At 59.9% G+C, this 19,892-nt stretch carries 16 protein-coding genes; 11 read left to right on the plus strand and 5 right to left on the minus strand.

What is annotated here, in order from left to right:
• Positions 1–2: 2 nt before the first annotated feature.
• The 4 genes from urtB to ACUNV4_RS03110 form a co-directional block, all read right to left on the minus strand.
• A complete protein-coding gene (gene urtB, locus ACUNV4_RS03095; protein ID WP_430877027.1) occupies positions 3–1,649 on the minus strand; it encodes an urea ABC transporter permease subunit UrtB in 1,647 nt (548 codons plus the stop codon).
• A 71-nt stretch (positions 1,650–1,720) separates the two neighbouring features.
• The gene (gene urtA, locus ACUNV4_RS03100) at positions 1,721–3,019 is read right to left on the minus strand and encodes an urea ABC transporter substrate-binding protein (protein ID WP_430877028.1); all 1,299 of its coding nucleotides are present in this window, start codon (positions 3,017–3,019) and stop codon (positions 1,721–1,723) included.
• Positions 3,020–3,233: 214 nt separating this feature from the next.
• Positions 3,234–5,054, minus strand: coding sequence for a glutamine--fructose-6-phosphate transaminase (isomerizing) (gene glmS, locus ACUNV4_RS03105; protein ID WP_430877029.1), 1,821 nt, complete (start codon positions 5,052–5,054; stop codon positions 3,234–3,236).
• A 50-nt stretch (positions 5,055–5,104) separates the two neighbouring features.
• Positions 5,105–5,377 carry a hypothetical protein gene (locus ACUNV4_RS03110; RefSeq protein WP_430877030.1) on the minus strand — a complete coding sequence of 91 codons (273 nt, stop codon included), beginning with the start codon at positions 5,375–5,377 and terminating at the stop codon, positions 5,105–5,107.
• A 26-nt stretch (positions 5,378–5,403) separates the two neighbouring features.
• Between ACUNV4_RS03110 and alkB the strand changes: the two genes are divergently transcribed.
• The 5 genes from alkB to ACUNV4_RS03135 all read left to right on the plus strand — a co-directional run bounded on the left by alkB (position 5,404) and on the right by ACUNV4_RS03135 (position 10,363).
• Entirely contained in the window at positions 5,404–6,084 is a 681-nt protein-coding gene (gene alkB / locus ACUNV4_RS03115) for a DNA oxidative demethylase AlkB (protein ID WP_430877031.1), read from the plus strand.
• A 27-nt stretch (positions 6,085–6,111) separates the two neighbouring features.
• Positions 6,112–6,933 carry a hypothetical protein gene (locus ACUNV4_RS03120; RefSeq protein ID WP_430877032.1) on the plus strand — a complete coding sequence of 274 codons (822 nt, stop codon included), beginning with the start codon at positions 6,112–6,114 and terminating at the stop codon, positions 6,931–6,933.
• A gap of 66 nt (positions 6,934–6,999) precedes the next feature.
• Positions 7,000–7,914, plus strand: coding sequence for a DMT family transporter (locus ACUNV4_RS03125; protein ID WP_430877033.1), 915 nt, complete (start codon positions 7,000–7,002; stop codon positions 7,912–7,914).
• Positions 7,915–8,049: 135 nt separating this feature from the next.
• Entirely contained in the window at positions 8,050–8,910 is an 861-nt protein-coding gene (locus ACUNV4_RS03130) for an esterase/lipase family protein (RefSeq protein WP_430877034.1), read from the plus strand.
• A gap of 100 nt (positions 8,911–9,010) precedes the next feature.
• Positions 9,011–10,363: an amidase gene (locus ACUNV4_RS03135; protein WP_430877035.1), complete on the plus strand. Its 1,353-nt coding sequence runs from the start codon at positions 9,011–9,013 to the stop codon at positions 10,361–10,363.
• 5 nt (positions 10,364–10,368) lie between these two features.
• Here the strand turns inward: ACUNV4_RS03135 and ACUNV4_RS03140 are convergent, their stop codons facing one another.
• Positions 10,369–12,576: a N,N-dimethylformamidase beta subunit family domain-containing protein gene (locus ACUNV4_RS03140; protein WP_430877036.1), complete on the minus strand. Its 2,208-nt coding sequence runs from the start codon at positions 12,574–12,576 to the stop codon at positions 10,369–10,371.
• 177 nt (positions 12,577–12,753) lie between these two features.
• On the opposite strand from ACUNV4_RS03140, the gene ACUNV4_RS03145 reads away from it, so the two are divergent.
• The 6 genes from ACUNV4_RS03145 to ACUNV4_RS03170 all read left to right on the plus strand — a co-directional run bounded on the left by ACUNV4_RS03145 (position 12,754) and on the right by ACUNV4_RS03170 (position 19,892).
• Positions 12,754–14,352, plus strand: a complete 1,599-nt coding sequence (locus tag ACUNV4_RS03145) for an ABC transporter substrate-binding protein (RefSeq protein WP_430877037.1) — start codon at positions 12,754–12,756, stop codon at positions 14,350–14,352.
• A gap of 15 nt (positions 14,353–14,367) precedes the next feature.
• Positions 14,368–15,354, plus strand: coding sequence for an ABC transporter permease (locus ACUNV4_RS03150; protein ID WP_430877038.1), 987 nt, complete (start codon positions 14,368–14,370; stop codon positions 15,352–15,354).
• Between the two features lie 2 nt (positions 15,355–15,356).
• The gene (locus tag ACUNV4_RS03155) at positions 15,357–16,187 is read left to right on the plus strand and encodes an ABC transporter permease (RefSeq protein WP_430877039.1); all 831 of its coding nucleotides are present in this window, start codon (positions 15,357–15,359) and stop codon (positions 16,185–16,187) included.
• On the plus strand, positions 16,184–17,869 hold the full coding sequence (locus ACUNV4_RS03160; RefSeq protein WP_430877040.1) for an ABC transporter ATP-binding protein: 1,686 nt from the start codon (positions 16,184–16,186) through the stop codon (positions 17,867–17,869). The genes ACUNV4_RS03155 and ACUNV4_RS03160 overlap by 4 nt, the downstream gene beginning before the upstream one ends.
• A 305-nt stretch (positions 17,870–18,174) precedes the next feature.
• On the plus strand, positions 18,175–19,170 hold the full coding sequence (locus ACUNV4_RS03165) for a DctP family TRAP transporter solute-binding subunit (RefSeq protein WP_430877041.1): 996 nt from the start codon (positions 18,175–18,177) through the stop codon (positions 19,168–19,170).
• Positions 19,171–19,268: 98 nt separating this feature from the next.
• Positions 19,269–19,892 (plus strand): TRAP transporter small permease, encoded by a 624-nt coding sequence (locus tag ACUNV4_RS03170; protein WP_430877042.1) that lies wholly within the window; start codon positions 19,269–19,271, stop codon positions 19,890–19,892.

Below are 19,892 nucleotides of genomic sequence, written 5' to 3' on the forward strand. Positions count from 1 at the left end.
GATCAGTGTGCCTCCACCGCGCGACCGCGTTGTGGAAAGAGACCTCGAGGACGTTTCTGGATGAACATGATGAGAAATACCAGAACCAGAATCTTCGCCAGGATGGCGCCGGCCCAGGGTTCCATGAGTTTGTTGGCAATGCCCAGTGTCATGCCGCTGATGAGGGTGCCCCAGAGATTGCCGACACCGCCGAAGACCACCACCATGAAGCTGTCAACGATATAGGCCTGACCAAGGTTCGGTCCGACGTTGGTCAACTGTGACAGGGCAACACCGGCGATTCCTGCAATACCGGCACCGAGGCCGAAGGTCAGGGAATCGATGCGTGAGGAAGGCACACCCATGGCACGCGCCATGGAACGATTCTGGCTCACGGCACGAACTTCCAGGCCGAATCGTGTGCGTTTCAGCAGCATCAGCAGCAGTCCGAACACGATCAGGCAGAAGGCCAGTATGTAGAGTCGGTTGAGTGTCAGACTCAGAACGCTGTTGACTTCCAGTACGCCACTCATGAAGGCAGGATTGGCCACCGGTACATTCTGTGAGGAAATGAAGGTGCGAACCAGTTGTTGCAGTATCAGGCTGATGCCGAAGGTGGCCAGCAGCGTTTCCAGCGGACGACCATAGAGAAAACGGATGACGCTGCGTTCGATCAGGATGCCGATCATGCCGGTAAACAGGAATGCCACGGGAATGGACAGCAGCAAGGAGAGTCCCAGGTTGTTCGGCATCAGTTGCTGCATGGCCCAGGTGCAGTAGGCGCCGAGCATGATCAGTTCGCCGTGGGCCATGTTGATCACACCCATGACGCCGAAGCTGATGGCCAGGCCGATGGCTGCCAGTACCAGCACCGAGCCGAGGCTGAGTCCGAAGAACACGGTTTCTGCCTGCGCATACAGGCGTACCCTGGCAGCCTGATCCCGGGCAATTTCCCCGGCCAGTGTCTTGACGCTTTCGTCGGCATCACTCTCGGCCATTGTCTGCACCAGTGAGCGGCTGCCGTTGGACAGATCGTCATTCAGTGTCTGCAGCGCCTGGCGTCGTGCATCGGCCTCGGGAGAGAGGGCCAGCTTGCGTGCCTGCAGAGAGAGCAGGGCAGTACGTACCTTGTCATCGCTTTCGCTGTCCAGCAATTCCTGCAGCGTGGTGTCGGGCAGCGCCTCCGGTGTGTCCATCAGGTCGTTGATGGCGGCCAGACGTTCGATCGGATCTGCGGATCGCAGTCCCAGCGCGGCAATCAGCGAGCGCAGGTGACCTCGCAGCTGATTGGTGACCTTGAGTCGTGAAAGCTTGCGTTTGCGATCACTGCCCAGGTCGTTCTGCCTGTCCAGGGACTGCATGCTGTATTCGCGGCCCTGTGCAGTGGCCCAGACAATGGTGTCGGTATCCTTGTGCAGCATGAGGTCGCCCTCGAGAATACCGTTGAGCAGCTCGCGCGTGTCATCACGTCCGAGCGCGGCCAGTTCATCGAGGGCATCGGTTCGCTGGGTACCCCTGCCTTCGACAAATTGCGTGAACAGGTCGTCCAGTTCCTCGATGCCGGTCCGGACTTCGGCGCCTGCGGTATTGATGCTGCAAGCGGCTGCCAGAATCGTCAGCAGGGTGGCTGCACGAATCAGTCGCTGTAATGCGTGGAGTGGCGGTGACATGACTGCGTTCGGTCTCCTGGGAAATGGGACGACGGGAGCCGGGTCAGCACAGGCTGACCCGGCGAGGGGCATTACAGGTTCTGACCGGAACAGACGTTGGTCGTCACGTTGTAGTTACCGCAGGACAGAGGTGCGCGCCAGTCGGAGATGATCTCCTTGGAGCTGTCCAGAAAGTCTGACCAGGCATCGCCTGCTACCAGACCGGGTGTTTCCCAGACGATTTCGAACTGGCCGTCATCCTGGATCTCGCCGATCAGCACCGGCTTGGTGATGTGATGGTTGGGCATCATGGCGGAATAGCCACCGGACAGGTTTGGCACCGAGACACCGATGATGGCATCCTGGACCGCAGCAGCATCAGTGGTGCCGGCTTTCTCGACCGCCTTCACCCACATGTTGAAGCCGATGTAATGGGCTTCCATCGGATCATTGGTGACGCGATCTTCATCACCGGTGAACTCGATCCAGCTGTCGATGAAGTCATCGTTGACCTCGGCATCGACACTCATGAAGTAGTTCCAGGCAGCCAGGTGACCGACCAGAGGGGCCGTGTCGAAACCGGACAGCTCTTCTTCACCAACCGAGAAGGCAACGACCGGGATGTCTTCGGCAGAGATACCCTGATTGCCCAGCTCCTTGTAGAAAGGCACATTGGCGTCACCATTGACGGTGGAGACCACAGCTGTCTTCTTGCCCTCGGAACCGAAGCGCTTGATATCGGCAACGATGGACTGCCAGTCAGCATGTCCGAAAGGCGTGTAGTTGATCATGATGTCCTCGTCGCTGACGCCACTGGCTTTCAGGTAGGCCTCGAGGATCTTGTTGGTGGTGCGCGGGTATACATAGTCGGTGCCCGCCAGTACCCAGCGCTCGACGCCGATGTCATTGGCCAGGTAGTCGACTGCCGGAATGGCCTGCTGGTTGGGAGCTGCGCCGGTGTAGAACACGTTCTTCGAAGATTCCTCGCCTTCATATTGCACGGGATAGAACAGCAGGCTGTTCAGTTCCTCGAAGACCGGCAGAACCGATTTTCTGGATACGGATGTCCAGGCGCCGAAAGTGGCGACTACACCTTCCTGCTCGATCAGCTCACGCGCCTTTTCGGCAAACAGAGGCCAGTCGGAGGCAGGGTCGACGACAACTGCTTCGAGTTGCTTGCCCAGCAGGCCACCGTTGGCATTCTGCTCATCGATGAGCATCAGCATGGTGTCTTTCAGTGTGGTTTCCGAAATCGCCATGGTGCCCGATAGCGAATGCAGGACGCCTACCTTGATGGTGTCGTCCTGTGCGTGCAGTGAAAGACTCAACCCGGCCAGGCCGATGCCTGCCATGGCTGCGAGTGAACGTCGTGAATTACGTTTGAACAGCATGCGAATGTTATCCCTGTAAAGTTGGCAGAAAAATGTGTTCATTCTTGAACAGCTGCCACTGTTACTACAGGGACTGTGCCAAGCTGAAAAACTCTTTAAATTCAACAGCTTGCTTATCGAGTAACGTGGGCTGGCGGATTTATCGCTCCATTGTGGTGCGCTTCATGCGCTTTTGTGGTGCCTTTCGGTATGGGTGTTGACTTGCAGTATTGTGCTATTCGACGGTGACACTCTTGGCCAGGTTGCGCGGCTGGTCGATATCGCGTTCCATCAGAACGGCACTGTGATAGGCCAGCAGCTGCAGGGCAATGCCGGCGATGACGGGTTGCAGTAATGGTTCGACCTGAGGAATGTGAATCACCTCGTCACTGAGTTCGCGAATGCGGGGGTGGTCGGCGTCGGTCACGGCGATGACCGGAGCCCCTCGAGTGCGAATTTCCTCCAGCGTCGACAGCGACTTGTGCAGCAGTTCATCGTTGGGCAACATGACGATACAGGGTGTGTGACTGCTGATCAGGGCGAGGGGGCCATGCTTGAGTTCCGACGATGGATAGGCTTCGGCATGGATATAGGAAATCTCCTTGAGCTTCTGGGCACCCTCGAGTGCCACCGGGTAGGCACTTGTGCGGCCGAGGAAGAAGGCGCTGTGGGCAGTCACCAGCATGGGGGCCAGGCTGGCAATGGCGGGTTCCAGTGCCAGTGTTTCGCGGACCTTGTCAGGCAGACCCTGCAGGGCTTCGACCAGTGCATTGCCGCGCTGTGGTGAGACATCGCGCAGGCGACCCAGCATCAGGGCCAGCAGGGCAAAGACCGTCAGCATGCTGGTGTAGGCCTTGGTGGAGGCTACCGATACTTCAGGCCCGGCGTGCATGTAGATGCCACCATCGACTTCCCGCGCGATGGTGCTGCCGACACTGTTGACGATCCCCAGTACATGGCCACCCTTGCGACGAATCTCGCGCAAGGCGGCCAGCGTGTCGAAGGTTTCGCCGGACTGGCTGACGGCAATATAGAGCGTCTCCGGTTCCACGACCGGGTTGCGGTAGCGGAATTCGGCGGCCGCCTCGGCGCTGACCGGCAGGCGCGCCAGTTGCTCGATCATGTGCGCACCCGACATGCCGGCATAGAAGGCCGAACCGCAGCCGAGGATCTTGATGCGGCGGATATTGAGCAGTTCACGTGGCGCCAGATTGAGGCCGCCCAGATGCGCCGTGGAGAAGCGTGTGTCCAGGCGTCCACTGAGCGTGCGTTCCACCACGTCGGCCTGGTCGCGGATTTCCCGGTGCAGATAATGTGCATAGCCCCCCTTGTCATAGTCGGCCAGCACACCACTGAGCTGCGTCGTGTTCTTCTGGCTCGGGCGGGCATCCAGGGTCGTCACCTGAAAGCCACGGGGTGTCATTTCCGCGACCTCGCCATCATCCAGATGCACGATCTCGCGTGTATGTCTTGCCAGTGCCGACATGTCGGAGGCGGCCAGCATCTCGCCGTCACCGATCCCCAGAATCACCGGGCTACCCAGTCGCGCCACGACGACGGTGTCCGGTGCCTCTCGATCGATGGCGGCCAGACCATAGGTTCCCTGGATACGCGGCAGCACGGTGCGCATGGCGTCGATCAGCGAGCCGTCGAATGCGCCCAGCAGATGGGCCAGTACTTCGCTGTCGGTCTCCGAGCTGAAACTGACGCCCTCGGCCATCAGTTGCGCGCGCAGCACATCGGCGTTCTCGATGATGCCGTTGTGGGCGACAGCGATTCGCAGCTCACTGTCCGTGTGCGGGTGTGCGTTTTCGTCCGTTGGAGCACCGTGAGTGGCCCAGCGGGTATGGCCGATGCCGCATTGTCCGGCGGTGGTTTCCGGCAAGCGCTGACGGAGAATGGATATCTTGCCGGCAGCCTTCCAGCAGCGGATCCGTTTGCGGTGCAGCAGCGCAATGCCGGCCGAGTCGTAACCGCGATACTCCAGCCGGTGCAGACCGTCCAGAAGGATAGGGGCGGCTTCCTGGCTGCCGGTATAAGCGATGATTCCGCACATAGCGAGTGTCTTTGCCTGTTGAAAGGGAGTCGGTGGTGTGTGGGTCGTGCTCAGCCGTAGATGGTGCGCCGGATCTGGCGCTCTGTCAGCGGGTCGAGTTTGAAGCGTCGATGTTCGAGTTCAGCCGCGATCATCTGATAGATCTGCGCGTTCGCCAGTCCTGCCTTCTGCAGTTCATAATGGCGGCGCTGGATGAATGCGGCGCTGGACTCATCGTAGAAGGCCAGCACTTCCTCGATCAGGCGGGTGGCCTGTGTCGGTGTCAGGTCGTTCTGCCGGCACAGGTGATCAACCAGTTCAGCGGGTACAGGGGGGGAGATCATGTCGCGCATCATCTTGAATGCGTGGAGTGAAGTCCAATATTATGCCCGTTGCCGGGCAGGAAATGAAGAAAGCATCGATGATGAGAGATCTGTTCGCCTCAGACACCGTGGACATCTGTCCCGGCATGGTGTTGCTTCGGCAGTTTGTCGATACGGCCGAGCTGCAGCCGGAGCTCGAGTCGATCCTGACGGTCTCACCGCTGCGTCGCATGCAGACGAGTCGCGGCTTCTACCTGTCTGTGCAGAGCAGCAATTGCGGGCAGTTGGGCTGGGTATCGGACAGGCAGGGCTATCGCTACAGCACGCTGGATCCGCTGACAGGCCAATCCTGGCCGGCGATGCCAAAGGCCTTTCGAGCGCTGGCGCAGCACGCTGCCGAGTGCGCGGGGTTTCCGGGTTTCATGCCGGATGGTTGCCTGATCAACCAGTATCAGCCGGGAGCTCAGATGGGTGCGCATCAGGATCGGGACGAGGCTGATGCAGACGCCCCCATCGTTTCCGTGTCGATGGGTATAGATGCACGCTTTTTCGTGACGGGACCCGAACGACGCGGCCGCTCAAGCGCTGTAGACTTGAGTGATGGTGATGTCGTCGTATTCGGTGGGCCGGCGCGTCATCACTATCATGGTGTGAGAAAACTGAAGTTTTCCGAACATCCGCGCTTTGGTGCGGTGCGCTGGAATCTGACCTTTCGCAAGGCAGGCTGATGGCAGGATGGACAGGTGACAGAGGGCATGGTGAAGGCAGAGGAAGGTAGTCGGATGCGGCAGGTAATGGCCGGTGCACCGTTGCTCGTGCACCGTGTAGCTGTTGCCGTGTGGCTGCTCGGCGCTGTCATCGTTCTCGGACAGCTGCCCTCGGTTGCTGCAGCGACGCTGGAAGCATTGCCGGATCAGGTGCTGGAGCCCGGCCAGCAGTTGCAGCTGCCGCTGCAGATTCGCCAGGAACAGGGCCCTCGCATCGAGATCAGTCTGGGGGTCTCCCCGCCAGGGGCGAGTCTGGAGCTGCAGGATGACGGACAGTTGCAGCTGCAGTGGCAGCCAGGACCGGATATGCCGCCGGAGACCATGGTCGAACTGCTGGTACGCGATGTGGATTCCAATGTGTACCTGGATAGCGTGTTTGTCGTGATCCGGCGACCCGATGTCAATCCGCGACCGGATGGCGGGCCTGGTACCGGCGTGATGGCGCCAGAACCGTCTACCGAAGTATTGCCGGATGGCTCGCTCGATGCGCCGGTGCTGGACGTTCTGCCCAATCAGGTGGTCAGCGCTGGTCGAACCGTCACATTGAAGGTCTTTGCGAGTCTGCCCGGTGAGTTCGATCCGGTACTGCAGATTGATCGACTGCCACGCAATGCCAGTTTCGAGGCCAATGAAGAGGGCGGGCGCACGTTTCGCTGGGAAACCGGGGACAACGACCAGGGCGAGCATCTGTTTCGTTTCACGGCATTCAATCCACGTGCGCCCGAGCAGCGCTCCGTACAGGAAGTACTGATGGTGGTGGGTGATCCGTCATTGAAAGTGACCTTGCCTCAACCGACGCCGAGCGATTAGGCCGTGGCCTGAGGGGTTGTCATTGGTGTAAGCTGCAGTACCGTGCATGGCAGAACCTGAAAACCCTTGGAGCGTTTCGACAAGCAGTCTGACAACGTCAAGGGTGCGCTGATCCTGATGCTGGCAGCCTTCGGCTTTTCCATGATGGTGACGATGATCAAGCTGGCTGGCCAGCACCTGCCGGTGGCCCAGATCCTGTTCGTGAGACAGCTGGGCATGACACTGATGCTGGGGCCGGTGCTGTTCAAATCCTTTCCCGGGGCGTTTCACACAGGGCAACTGCCGTTGCAATTTGCCCGGATTGCGTTGGCACTCGTTGCCATGAGCTGCGGGTTCACTGCCGTGATTCACATGCCTCTGGCCGAGGCGACGGCCATCGCCTTTGCCAAGAGTTTCTTCGTCACGATCTTCGCGGTTCTCATTCTCAAGGAAGTGGTCGGTCTGTATCGCTGGAGCGCGGTGATCGTGGGCTTTCTCGGCGTCATGGTCATGCTCAGACCCGGCGCCGAAGGTTTCAGCATCTACGGGGTGATGGCTCTGGTCGGTGCGGCCTGCGCCGGGCTGGTCATGGTGATCATACGGCTGCTGTCGCGTACGGATCCGCCCAGCACCATCCTCGCTTTTCAGGCCATCGGCGTGGGACTTGTCATGGCCATTCCCGCCTTCATCCAGTGGGTACCACCTACACCCGGCGAATGGGCCTTGCTGGCAGGTATCGGCGTGGTGTCCTATTATTCCCAGAAGGCCAATATCTACGCCTTCTCCTATGGAGAGGCCTCGCTGCTGGCTTCGCTGGATTATGTGCGTCTGATCTACGCGACCCTGTTTGGCTGGCTGCTGTTCAGCGAATTGCCTGGCGTCAGCACCTGGGTCGGGGCAGGCATCATCGTGACTGCCTCCATCTATACGGTGCATCGCGAGTCCCGGCGCAAGCAGCATCTGGCCAGTGGGCCAAGTGGGCGTGGCTTCAGCAGCCATTAGTCGGTCAGGGTGTCTGTCACGGGGTCAATCAGGAGAATGTTCATCGATTCGCGCATGAAGCCGGTTGTGCAAGACCGACGCCGGTGTCGACTGTCATCGCTGACGGTGCTGTTGCCATGCCTCATGGTGCCCTTGATGTCGCCGCCGGCAGGCCATGCCGTTGACAGGGACGCTGTCGAACGTGTCAAGCCCGTCAAGCCCGATGAGACCATTGAGACCGTTGAATCCGCTGAATCCGCTGAACCCGTCGAACCCGTCGAGCCAGTTGAATTGCCGTTGGCACATGTCGAGCTGTCCGGTCCGCCATCAGAGGACTGCGTGATCCTGCTGCATGGCCTGGCGCGTACCGCCTCGTCCATGGAGTCGATGGCCGACGCATTGAACGGGGCGGGCTATCGAGTGGCCAATGTCGATTATCCGTCTCGGCATCACCGCATTCAGCTGCTGTCCGACCTGGCGATTCCTGCCGGTGTCGAGGCCTGTGGGCAAGCCGGAGCTTCGCGGCTGCAAATGGTGACCCATTCGCTGGGCGGCATTCTGGTGCGTGATTACCTGAGTCGTCATCGGCTGAAATCACTGCAGCGTGTGGTCATGCTGGCGCCGCCGAATCATGGCAGTGCCGTGGTGGACAATCTGCAGGGAGTGCCCGGGTTTCACTGGTTGAACGGCCCGGCCATTCAGCAACTGGGAACCGATGCCCATAGCCTGCCGTTGCAACTGGGACCGGCGACGGTCGATACGGCCGTCATCGCCGGAAGCCGATCGGTGAATCTGTATCTGTCAACATTCCTGGAAAATCCGGACGATGGCAAGGTGTCCGTGGCCAGTGCCCGGCTCGACGGCATGTGCGCCATGCTGGTTCTGACGGTATCTCACCCGTTCATCATGAGTGATGCAGAGACCATCGAGCAGGTGCTGAGCTATCTGGCTGACGGTCGCTTCACGGCAAGCCATGCCGAGTATCCGGACTGTCGTTTTCGTCGGCCGAATGGATGACTCTTGCTATGACGCTCATGAACCACTCAACCGATTGTGCCGGGAACGGCGATCGACGAACCGATGAGGCCTGTGCCCATCCTGATCCGGAATGCAAGAGATGAACATGCGAGACGATGAAGACGACCTGTTTGCCGACGGTATCCAACCCTGGGCCAGGCAGGTGCGTAGTGGCAGCTTGAGTTTCCGCAAGACCGTCGAGATCTGCCTGCAGCGTGTCAATGACAACGCGATGTTGAATGCCTTCGAGTGTCTGGATGCCGAGCGCGCGCTGGCGACAGCTGCCGCGCTGGATGCCCTGTTGGCCAGTGGCACGGACCTGGGACCCTTGATGGGCTTGCCGATGGGCGTCAAGGACATCATGGCCGTGGAGGGGCTGCCAACCACGAATGGCTCGAATGCCGACACCGCCGAGCTGACCGGTGCCGAAGGCAGCCTGATCCGGCGTCTGCGGCGAGCGGGCATGATTCCCCTCGGGAAGACCCGCACGGTGGAATTCGCACTCGGTGCCACCGGCCTGAACAGCTCCAGAGGCACGCCCTGGAACCCGGTTGATCGACAGGTTCACCGGATCCCGGGGGGCTCCTCCAGTGGTTCAGCCGTGGCCACAGCCTGCGGCATGGTGGGATTGGGGCTGGGGTCGGATACGGGCGGTTCAATACGCATTCCGGCCTGTCTCACCGGCATTGTCGGTTACAAGAGCTCTGTCGGTATCTGGCCACTGGACGGGATCTTTCCGCTGTCGTCGTCACTGGATTCCGCCGGTCCTCTGTGTCGAACCGTCGCGGATGCCGTTCTTCTGCATACGTTGCTGAGCGGGGAGGCGGTCAGTGCAAGAGCGGGTGTCAGTGGCTTGCGACTGGGGATCGTCGAGGAGTTGTTTCAGGACGATCTGGACCCGCAGGTGGCCGAGGACTTCGAACGCGTCTGTCAGCTACTGGAGCGTCATGGTGCCAGGCGGGTAAAGCTGTCGTTTCCGGAGGTGCATGAGCGGGTACCCCTGTTCAGTGCCATCGTGCCTGCCGAACTGATCAACACGCTGACCCCCGAGCGCTTCCAGGCCATCCGCCAGGGCGTGGATGCCGTCACGGTCAGTCGGGCAGAAGCCGGCCTGGCGACGCGGGCCCATGAATATGTCGGCGCTCAGCAACGGCGTCGTCAGTTGGTCGACAAGGCCCGTGCAACCTTCGATCAGGTGGACCTGTGGCTGTCTCCCACCTGTCCGTTCCTGCCGATGCCCGTGGCCGACCTGCAGCAGACGGCAGGCCATGAAAGGGCCATGCTGGCATCGCGCAATACCCAGCCCGGCAATCTGCTGGACATGTGTGGTCTGAGCCTGCCGATGCATGGGGACACCTTGCCGACCGGTCTGCAGCTGACCATGCCGCTGAATCAGGATGCGCGCCTGCTGTCGGTGGGCTTGGCCGTCGAACGCGTGTTGCGTGACGGCTGAGCAGCCTACTCGTTGTGCAGTACGTGCTCCACCACGTTCAACAACAGTCGGGATACCGGATTGTCGAAATCATTGCAGGGCAGGCTGCCGCAGAAGGTGATCGAGCCGACCGCAAATACGCTGCCGCCGCCGGCGACCTCGAACCAGATGATGTTCGCGTGCAGCAGCTCTTCGGTCGGCGCACCGGGCAGTGTCGTGAGGTGTGTGAGCATTTCCTCGGGAACCAGAATGAAGTCATCGCCGTGTCCTTCCGAGGTTGCCAGGATCGTGGCATTGGTAGGCGTGCCGAGGCGGTAATCGGCGCGATCCAGTTCGAAGCCGGCAGCACCTCCACCGGAGAGTCCGAAGTCACCGATGATATTGCTGTCGATGCCGCGGAAGATCCAGTCGAACGCGGGGTCATGGTTGCAGCGACGATAATGGGAGCCGTTGAACTCACCCTGTGCGGAAAAGCCGAGTCCGCATAATCGTTGTGGCGGTCGACCGTTGCGACGCCAGAGACCGCCGTATTGTCCGTCGAATGCATGATAGTACTCTCCGGGCTCCGAAGCCCAGGCTCTGATGCCGGCCTCCGCGCGTCGAATCTCCAGGACATCGGCCTGCTCGGGGTGTACCGCGATGCGCCAGTAGAAGCCGTTGCCCCCCAGATAGCTCAGATGACCACCTCCGTCGCGGTACTGTTGCAGGGCATCGAGCGATTCCATGGTGTGGTACTCGGGGTGACTGGAGGTCAGCAGCACATCATAGGCGGCAATGCAGGCAACTCCCTGTTCATGCAGTTCGCGATCGGTGATGACGTCGAAGCCGAGGTTCATGGCATCCAGCCATGCCCAGAGGTGGCTGTCGGCCTGGAAGTGTCGCAGTCCGGAGCAGCTCGATTCACCGAAGGTACTGTAGCCGGGCCGCAGATTGAATAGTGGGCGCCTGTGAGAGGCATGACAGATGCCGCTGCCGTCGCGGTGATGGTTGTAGGTGGAAAGACCATAGCCGGGGTATTCGGCCGGATTGCAGGGATAGGCATTCCAGTCCTCGATGCGCTGCTGCCAGCCCGGATGCCAATCGGGTCGGGCATGATTGCCATAGATGGCATAGGTGAAGGTGGGAACCAGCATGCAGATGCGGTTGCCCGGTTTTCCGGCGGGGGCGCACACGAAGAACGGCATGGCATCGTCATGGTCGCCATCGCTGATACGCATGACATAGATCCCCGAGGGCATGTCGTCGGGAACGGTGAACGAGAAGGTGCTTGACCAGTTGAACGCCACCAGGTCATCGTCATGAAAGTGGATGGCTGCGTACTGTTCCGCTGCATGACGCCAGCACATCTCGTCGCCTTGCCACTGACTGCCTGTCATGGCGCGTGTCGGCAGGTTGTGCAGAGTCAATGGCAGCTCACGTGACTCGCAATCGGCCACGGTGCGGCTGTGCATGTCGCGGGAGAAGTCCCATGAAACCGACCAGGTCCTATCCTGCAAGGGGTTTGTTGCTCGAATGCACGGTGCTTCCAACTTGCCGTTGTAATACTGCTGCAAGCGACCGTCGATCTGTCTTGCCGCCACCACGACTCGATGAGCATCGGCCAGCAGGAGGTCCAGTTGGGCGGCGTCGATGACCGTGGCAGAGCGTTTGCAATCTGCTGATCCTCCCTGATGATCTGCGGGGACAGACTTGTCAATCGAGAATTGCTGCAGGATGGCCTCCAGTTGCACGCCCTTGCGTTGCAGTATCAGTTCCACCCGGAACCATCGGCGCTCACTCAAGGGTTCGGCGAGGCACAGGACGCGCTCTCCCAGTTGCACGAACAATATGTTGTCATCATTGATGCACAGTGCCAGCGCGCCCCAGGACAGGATGCACTGTGATGAACCATCGAGCAGGGTCGGCCAGATGATCGCGCTCAGCTCGATGATGGTGGCATCGGACGGCAGTTCGACATTGGGGGAGGTGCCACAGGAGCCAGCCTGGAAGGCCTGCTCGACCACCGCATGTTCGCTGTCCTCATACCAGTCTCCGGCGCTACGTTCGATGATCCCGGGACCCGCCGGGTTCGGGTCGGCACAGATGCAGTGCATCAGCCAGCTGCGGACCTGTCGCGGCGTCGTTCGGTCGGCACCGTCTGCCGACAGTTTGAATTCGATCGTTTCGCCGGCACTGGCCGAGAGGCGATCCGAGTAGCCGATCAGTGGGGCACGACGCTGTCTGGATGAATCCATGTCTTTTCGGGGATGTCTGGCCTTGCAGGCAGTGGCTGAAAATTAGTTTTGACTACGCAAGGTAAGCAAGGTTATGTTTGTGAGCTTGTAATCAGCCAGCGGTCATGTAACCGTCGACTGTCCGTTAACGCTTCAAACCAGGAGTCATCCATGGCGCGTTGTTCGTCGAAGTCTCTCATGTCAGAGTCACTTGTCAAGAAACTGTGTACCGCAGCTCTGGCCTTGGCAGCTGTTGCGGTATCCTCACAGGCGATCAGTCAGAACGCTGGCGGCACCATGGTGATGATCGCCCAGCCCGAGCCTCCTTCGCTGGCGCCGTATCTGTCCACTTCCGGCCCCATCGGTCTGGTTGCGCCCAAGATCTACAATGGCCTGCTCGATTACGACCTCGATCTGAATCCGGTGCCGGAGCTTGCAGCATCCTGGGAAGTCAGTGATGACGGACTGACCGTGACCTTCAAACTGCAGGAAGGGGTTACCTGGCACGACGGTGAACCCTTCAGTTCAGCCGATGTGCAGTTCAGCATCATGGAAGTACTGAAGAAGTTTCATCCACGTGGACCCAACTCGTTTCGTGAAGTCAGCTCCATCGATACGCCGGATGCGGTCACAGCCATCTTCAATCTGGAACGGCCCGCGCCCTACATGATGCGTGCGCTGTCTGCCTATGAATCCCCCATCGTTCCGAAACACTTGCTGGAAGGCAAGGACATCCGCGAAGCGGAACTGTCCGGCAACCCGGTTGGTACCGGACCGTTCAAGTTCGTCGAATGGAAGAAGGGTCAGTACATTCGTCTGGACAAGAACGAGAACTACTGGAAGGACGGGCTGCCACTGCTGGATCGCATCGTGGCACGTATCATTCCGGATGCGTCCACGCGAACGGCGGCGATGGAAAGCGGAGAGGTGCATTACGGGGCCTTTGGCGCCATCCCGAACATCGACGTCATACGTCTGCGTGACCAGGACGATATCGGGGTCACCACCGATGGCTATGCCATGATCAACCCGATGGCTCTGATCGAGTTCGATACCACCCGAGCGCCGTTCGAGAGCAAGGCATTGCGTCAGGCCATTTCCCTGAGCGTCGACAGGCAGTTCCTGATCGACAACATCTGGTTCGGATATGGCAAGCCTGCCACCAGTGCCATGACTTCCAACTACAAACCCCTCGGCCTGTACACACCTTCGGCCAATTACCCGGCATCACCGGACGTGGCTGCCGCCAATGCCTTGCTGGATGAGGCAGGACTCAAGCCGGATGGCGATGGCGTCAGAGCAACGGCCACCATCGATCTGATCCCCTATGGCGAGGACTGGCGGCGTCTGGGCGAGTACATGAAGCAGGCCATGGCCGATATCGGTGTGAAGCTGGAACTGCGCTACGAGGATGTACCCACCTGGCTCAAGCGCGTGTATGCCGACTATGACTTCGAGTTGAACGTCAATTATTTCTACCAGCTTCCCGATCCGGTCATCGGTGTACAGCGTCACTACGGAACCGACCAGATTCGGCAGGGCACTCCGTTCGTCAACTCGGCGCGCTACTCCAACCCCGAGGTGGATGAACTGCTGGCCACTGGCGCGGTGGAAGTCGATCCTGTCAGACGGGGTGAGATCTATGCCGAACTGCAGGCCATCCTGGCGGAAGACATGCCGGTGGTGAACCTGTTCGAAATGGAATTCCTGACGGTCTACAACGAAAAGCTGAAAGATCATACCGTCTCCGCCATGGGAGCGTATGGTTCCTTCGACCGTGCCTGGATCGACGACTAGACGCGGACCGGCAACATGAGTCAAGCGGCGCAAAGATCGCGTTATGTCCTGAAGCGCCTTCTGCAGGCTGTACCGGTAGTGGTGGCCATCGTGGTGGTCAACTTCTTCCTGTTGCAGCTGGCAGAAGGTGATGCCGTGGATGTGCTGGCTGGCGAGGCAGGTTCTGCCACGCCGGAATACATGGCGCAACTGCGGGAGAAGTTCGGACTGGACAAACCTCTGCTGGTGCAGTTGGGCGTGTACATGAAGAACATGCTCACCTTCGATCTGGGCTATTCCTTTCGGCACGACATGCCGGTGGCCCAACTGGTTCTGGACAGACTCATGCCCACGCTGCTGCTGATGGTCTGCACCATTCTGCTGGCCGTGGGCTTCGGTATCGTACTGGGCCTGATCGCCGCCTCCAATCTGAACAACTGGCGAGACAACGTCATCAGCATCTTTGCGCTGGTGTCCTACGCCACGCCGCTGTTCTGGGTCGGTCTGATGATGATCGTGGTGTTCTCCCTGAAGCTGCGCTGGTTTCCGACCAGTGGCATGGAAAATGTGGCCATGTTCTACGAGGGGTGGGATCGCGTGAAGGATATTGCCCATCATCTGGTCATGCCAACTCTGACACTGTCGCTGTTCTATCTGGCGCTGTATACCCGCCTCATGCGGGCCTCCATGCTGGAACAGGCCAGCATGGATTACGTCACCACGGCGCGCGCCAAGGGCCTGACCGAACGACGCATCGTGTTCGTGCATATCCTGCGCAATGCCTTGCTGCCGGTGGTGACCATGGCCGGTGTGCAGGTGGGCTCGCTGATCGGTGGATCGGTCATCGTGGAGTCGGTCTTCGCCTGGCCGGGTCTGGGCATGCTGGCGTTCGAGGCTCTGTTCTCTCGCGATCTCAACCTGTTGCTGGGCATCTTTCTGCTCTCTGCCTTGCTGGTGGTGGCCATCAATCTGGTGGTGGATCTTCTGTATTCGTTTCTTGACCCTCGCATCGAGGTAGGTTGAACATGGCTTTCTGGCGGCGTTTCTGCCGAAACCGATCAGCGGTCATCGGTCTGATCATTCTGAGTCTGGTGATCCTCATTGCGATCAGCGCTGGCTGGTTATACCCCGAAGACCCGTTCAAGCTGGTGGGGCGAGCGATGTCGCCGCCGGGTGAGAACGGTTTTCTGTTCGGCAGCGACACGCTGGGCAGGGATGTGGCCGCGGGCATGGCGCACGGTGCGCGGGTGTCCTTGCTGATCGGGTTGCTGGCGACCTCGGTAGCGGTCACCTTGGGAGTTCTGCTGGGCGCCCTGGCGGGCTATTTCGGTGGCTGGATCGACGATGTCCTGATGCGCCTGACCGAAATGTTCCAGACGATTCCTTCGTTCATCTTTGCCATCCTGATCGTGGCGATCATGAAACCGTCCATCAACAGTGTCATCCTGGCCATCGCCGTGGTCAGTTGGCCGGCCGTGGCGCGCCTGGTCCGGGGTGAATTCATGTCCATGCGAAACCGAGAGTTCGTACAGGCCTGTCACATCATCGGCATGAGTGACTGGCGCATCATGGTGCGGGAAATACTGCCGAACTGTCTGTCGCCGATCATCGTCACCGGCTCTCTGATGGTGGCCACCGCCATACTCATCGAAAGCGGACTGGCCTTTCTGGGTCTGGGAGATCCGAACATCATCAGCTGGGGCTTCCAGATCGGTGCCGGTCGTACCGTGTTGCGCAGCGCCTGGTGGGTCTGCACCTTTCCCGGCATCGCCATCATGCTGACCGTCCTGGCCATCAATCTGGTCGGAGAGGGGCTCAACGATGCTCTCAACCCGCGACTGCGCGAAAGGACATGAACGAAAACACGGGTAACCCTGCAGTCAGCAGCGGTGCGGGGTCAGCGGCACCGGTCCTGTCCATCGAAGGTCTGCATGTGCAGCTGCCTCTGGGCAGTGAACGCAGCCATGCGGTCGAGGATGTCAGTTATTCCCTGATGCCGCAGGAGATCCTGTGCGTGGTGGGAGAGTCCGGTTCAGGCAAGTCATTGACAGCACGCGCCGTGATGGGGCTGTTGCCGGCACCGCATGTGCTCTACGAGAAGGGGCGCATCCTGTTTCAGGGGGAAGACCTCACGCAGGCCAGTGAGGAGCGCATGCGCCAGGTTCGCGGCGGAGAGATCTCGATGATCTTCCAGGAGCCGATGACTGCCCTGAACCCGGTCATGCGCATCGGCGATCAGATCGACGAGGTCATCCGCTTTCACGAGAAGCTGCCGCGCAAGCGCCGTCGGGAGCTGGCGCTGAACCTGCTCGAAGACGTCCATCTGCCCGATCCGCCGCGCATCATGAGCGCCTATCCGCACGAACTGTCGGGCGGACAACGGCAACGTGCCATGATTGCCATGGCGCTGGCACTGGAACCCAAGGTACTGATTGCGGATGAGCCCACCACCGCTCTGGATGTGACCACGCAGGCGCAGATACTGCATCTGATCCGGGAACTGCAAGCCAAGCACCACACGGGGGTCCTGTTCATCACCCACGATATCGGTGTGGTGGCCGATATCGCCGACCGGGTTGCGGTGATGCAGCATGGGCGCATTGTCGAGATCGACACGGTCGAGAAGGTCCTGAATCATCCGCAGCACGACTACACACGGGCGCTGATCGACGCGGTACCGGGTCTGGTACCTCGACCGGTGAAAACCGATAGTGGCGACTCCATTCTGCAAGTACGTCAGCTGGTGAAGACTTACCGATCCGGCGGACGTTTTCTCGGCATCGGCAAGGCGCAGAAGGAAGTGCATGCCTGCGATCATGTCGATGTCGTGCTCAACGAGAGCGAAACACTCGGCATTGTCGGGGAATCCGGATCCGGCAAATCCACCCTGGCGCGCTGCATCGTGCGCCTGCACGGTACGGACTCTGGCGAGATCGTCTATCGGGGGCAGGATCTGTGTCCACTGGATCGCGCCGCCATGCGACCGTATCGGTCGAAGATCCAGATGGTGTTTCAGGACCCCTATGCCTCACTCAACCCCCGAGCCACTGTTGGCCGTATCCTGACCGAAGGGCCGAAGATCATGGGAGAATCAACGCAGGAGGCCGACAATCGCGCTCGCGAGATGCTGGAACTGGTCGGCCTGGACAGTCGCGCCTTCGAACGCTATCCGCACGAGTTCAGCGGTGGCCAGCGGCAGCGGATCGGGCTGGCAAGAGCCCTGGCCATGCGTCCGGAAATCCTGGTCGCCGACGAGCCGGTCTCGGCGCTGGATGTCTCCATTCAGGCGCAGGTGCTCGCCCTGCTGGCCGATATTCGCGAACGCCTGCAGTTGTCCATGGTCTTCATCACTCACGACTTGCGTGTGGCGGCGCAGGTGTGCGACCGCATCGCCGTCATGCGTCTGGGCAAGGTGGTGGAGCAGGGGCCGACGGCAACCCTGTTCGAACAGGCCAGCCACCCCTATACCCGGGAATTGCTGGAGGCCATTCCCGGCCGTGACTGGAGTCAGCGCAGAATCCGGGCGGCTCAGGGCTGAGCATTGATCCTGGTCAAGGCGAGCGCCAGGGACTGCGCTAGACTGCAGTCGCTGGCCATCAGGTTGGAAACGTGACAGACATGGCTGGTTACTGCACCGGCTTTGCAATTAGCTACCCATGAAACCTGTAATTCTTGCTGGCGTGTCGTAACATTCGCACAACACCTATTGCCGACCGGTGGTCGGCAGTGTTGCGAAGATATGGCAAGGATCGTTGCGGCGTAGTACCGCTGTATCGCGATGATGTCGCCACCGGATTTCGCGGTGGACGGCTTGCCATCCGAACCCACGAAGAGGAATTGATCATGAAATTACGCACCACGGTACTGGCCAGCGCATTGCTGCTGAGCGGCTTTTCCGGCGCGGCCCTGGCCGAGTGTGATGACGGCGAGATGGTCATCAAGTTCAGCCACGTTACCAATACGGACAAGCATCCCAAGGGCATCGCTGCCTCACTGCTGCAGCAGCGGGTCAACGACGAGATGAACGGCACCGCCTGCATGGAAGTGTTCCCGAACTCCACGCTCTATGATGATGACAAGGTGCTGGAGGCCATGCTCAACAACGATGTGCAGCTGGCAGCTCCCTCCTTGTCCAAGTTCGAGAAATTCACCAAGCAGTACCGCATCTTCGATCTGCCGTTCATGTTCAAGGACATTGATGCCGTGGATGCCTTCCAGAACTCCGAGGCCGGACAGGCCATGAAGGATTCCATGCATCGCCGCGGACTGCAGGGCCTGGCGTTCTGGCACAACGGCATGAAGCAGCTGTCGGCCAACAAGCCCCTGATGCTGCCTGAAGATGCTGCTGGGCTGAAGTTCCGGGTACAGGCCTCCGATGTGCTGGTGGCCCAGTTCGACGCGCTCAAGGCGAGCCCACAGAAAATGGCCTTCAGCGAAGTCTACGGTGCGCTGCAGACCGGCGTTGTCGATGGTCAGGAAAATACCTGGTCCAACATCTATGGACAGAAGTTCTTCGAAGTGCAGGATGGCATCACCGAGTCCAACCACGGTGTACTGGATTACCTGGTGGTTGCCGGTGCCGAATGGTGGGACGGTCTGGACGCTCCGGTTCGTGAGCAACTGGCCACGATTCTCGAAGAGGTAACTGCCGCGCGCAACGCCGAATCTACTCGCGTCAACGAGGAAGCCCGCGATGCCATCACGGCGGCCGGTGGTGAAGTCCGTCAGCTCAGCGATGAGCAGCGAGCGGCCTGGGTCGAGGCGCTCAAGCCCGTGTGGCAGCAGTTCGAAGGTGATGTCGGTGCCGAAATGATCGAAGCCGCCCAGACTTTCAACTAGACGCAGAACGAGACCGGTAGCTGCCTGGCTGCCGGTCCTTCTGAAGCCGGGCATCCGGTCTGGCAACTCGCCCCTTCACCGTAGCTGCAGAGAATTGCATGTCCACCTCATCTGTTCCCGATAGAAGCTTCGGTGATCGCATCGAAGAGAACCTGATGGCCCTGTTGCTGGGGCTCATGACGGTGATCACGTTTGCCAATGTGATTGCCAGGATGATGAACACCAATATCCTGTGGGCTCTGGAAGCCACGGTTTTCCTGTTCGCCTGGCTGGTGCTCATCGGCGCCTCCTATGCGGTCAAGAAGAATTTTCATATCGGGGTCGATGTGCTGGTGCAGTTGCTGTCACCGCCCAGGCGCCGAATCGTGACGCTGCTGGCCGTCGGCGTCTGTGTGGCCTTCAGCCTGCTGTTGCTCAAGGGCAGCTGGGATTACTGGTGGCCCTTCGCCAGCAAGCGTGCCTTCTATGAAGTGAACGACATACCCATGCCGCAGTTCCTGCAATTTTTCTCCACCTGGCTCAACGAAGGTGAGCTGTACGAGAAGATGCCGCGCTTCATTCCCTATATCGTCATGCCGCTGAGCACCTTGCTGCTGACCTATCGTTTCCTGCAGGTGGGCGTGCGCGTCTGGAAGGGCGAGCAGGCACTGATCGTGGAAAGTCACGAAATCGATGCCGAGCAGATGGCCGGCCTGCCTGACGACCAGCCAGGAGCACGCTGA

It is taken from the genome of Granulosicoccus sp. 3-233 (genome assembly GCF_052681095.1).

Excerpts from the sequence above, each read along its gene's own strand:
- urtA (WP_430877028.1), bottom strand. The coding sequence starts at position 3,019 with ATGCTGTTCAAACGTAATTCACGACGTTCACTCGCAGCCATGGCAGGC.
- ACUNV4_RS03170 (WP_430877042.1), top strand. The coding sequence starts at position 19,269 with ATGTCCACCTCATCTGTTCCCGATAGAAGCTTCGGTGATCGCATCGAA.
- urtB (WP_430877027.1), bottom strand. The coding sequence starts at position 1,649 with ATGTCACCGCCACTCCACGCATTACAGCGACTGATTCGTGCAGCCACC.
- ACUNV4_RS03160 (WP_430877040.1), top strand. The coding sequence starts at position 16,184 with ATGAACGAAAACACGGGTAACCCTGCAGTCAGCAGCGGTGCGGGGTCA.
- ACUNV4_RS03110 (WP_430877030.1), bottom strand. The coding sequence starts at position 5,377 with ATGATCTCCCCCCCTGTACCCGCTGAACTGGTTGATCACCTGTGCCGG.
- ACUNV4_RS03155 (WP_430877039.1), top strand. The coding sequence starts at position 15,357 with ATGGCTTTCTGGCGGCGTTTCTGCCGAAACCGATCAGCGGTCATCGGT.
- glmS (WP_430877029.1), bottom strand. The coding sequence starts at position 5,054 with ATGTGCGGAATCATCGCTTATACCGGCAGCCAGGAAGCCGCCCCTATC.
- ACUNV4_RS03140 (WP_430877036.1), bottom strand. The coding sequence starts at position 12,576 with ATGGATTCATCCAGACAGCGTCGTGCCCCACTGATCGGCTACTCGGAT.
- ACUNV4_RS03120 (WP_430877032.1), top strand. The coding sequence starts at position 6,112 with ATGGTGAAGGCAGAGGAAGGTAGTCGGATGCGGCAGGTAATGGCCGGT.
- ACUNV4_RS03165 (WP_430877041.1), top strand. The coding sequence starts at position 18,175 with ATGAAATTACGCACCACGGTACTGGCCAGCGCATTGCTGCTGAGCGGC.
- ACUNV4_RS03135 (WP_430877035.1), top strand. The coding sequence starts at position 9,011 with ATGAACATGCGAGACGATGAAGACGACCTGTTTGCCGACGGTATCCAA.
- ACUNV4_RS03130 (WP_430877034.1), top strand. The coding sequence starts at position 8,050 with ATGTCGCCGCCGGCAGGCCATGCCGTTGACAGGGACGCTGTCGAACGT.
- ACUNV4_RS03145 (WP_430877037.1), top strand. The coding sequence starts at position 12,754 with ATGTCAGAGTCACTTGTCAAGAAACTGTGTACCGCAGCTCTGGCCTTG.
- ACUNV4_RS03150 (WP_430877038.1), top strand. The coding sequence starts at position 14,368 with ATGAGTCAAGCGGCGCAAAGATCGCGTTATGTCCTGAAGCGCCTTCTG.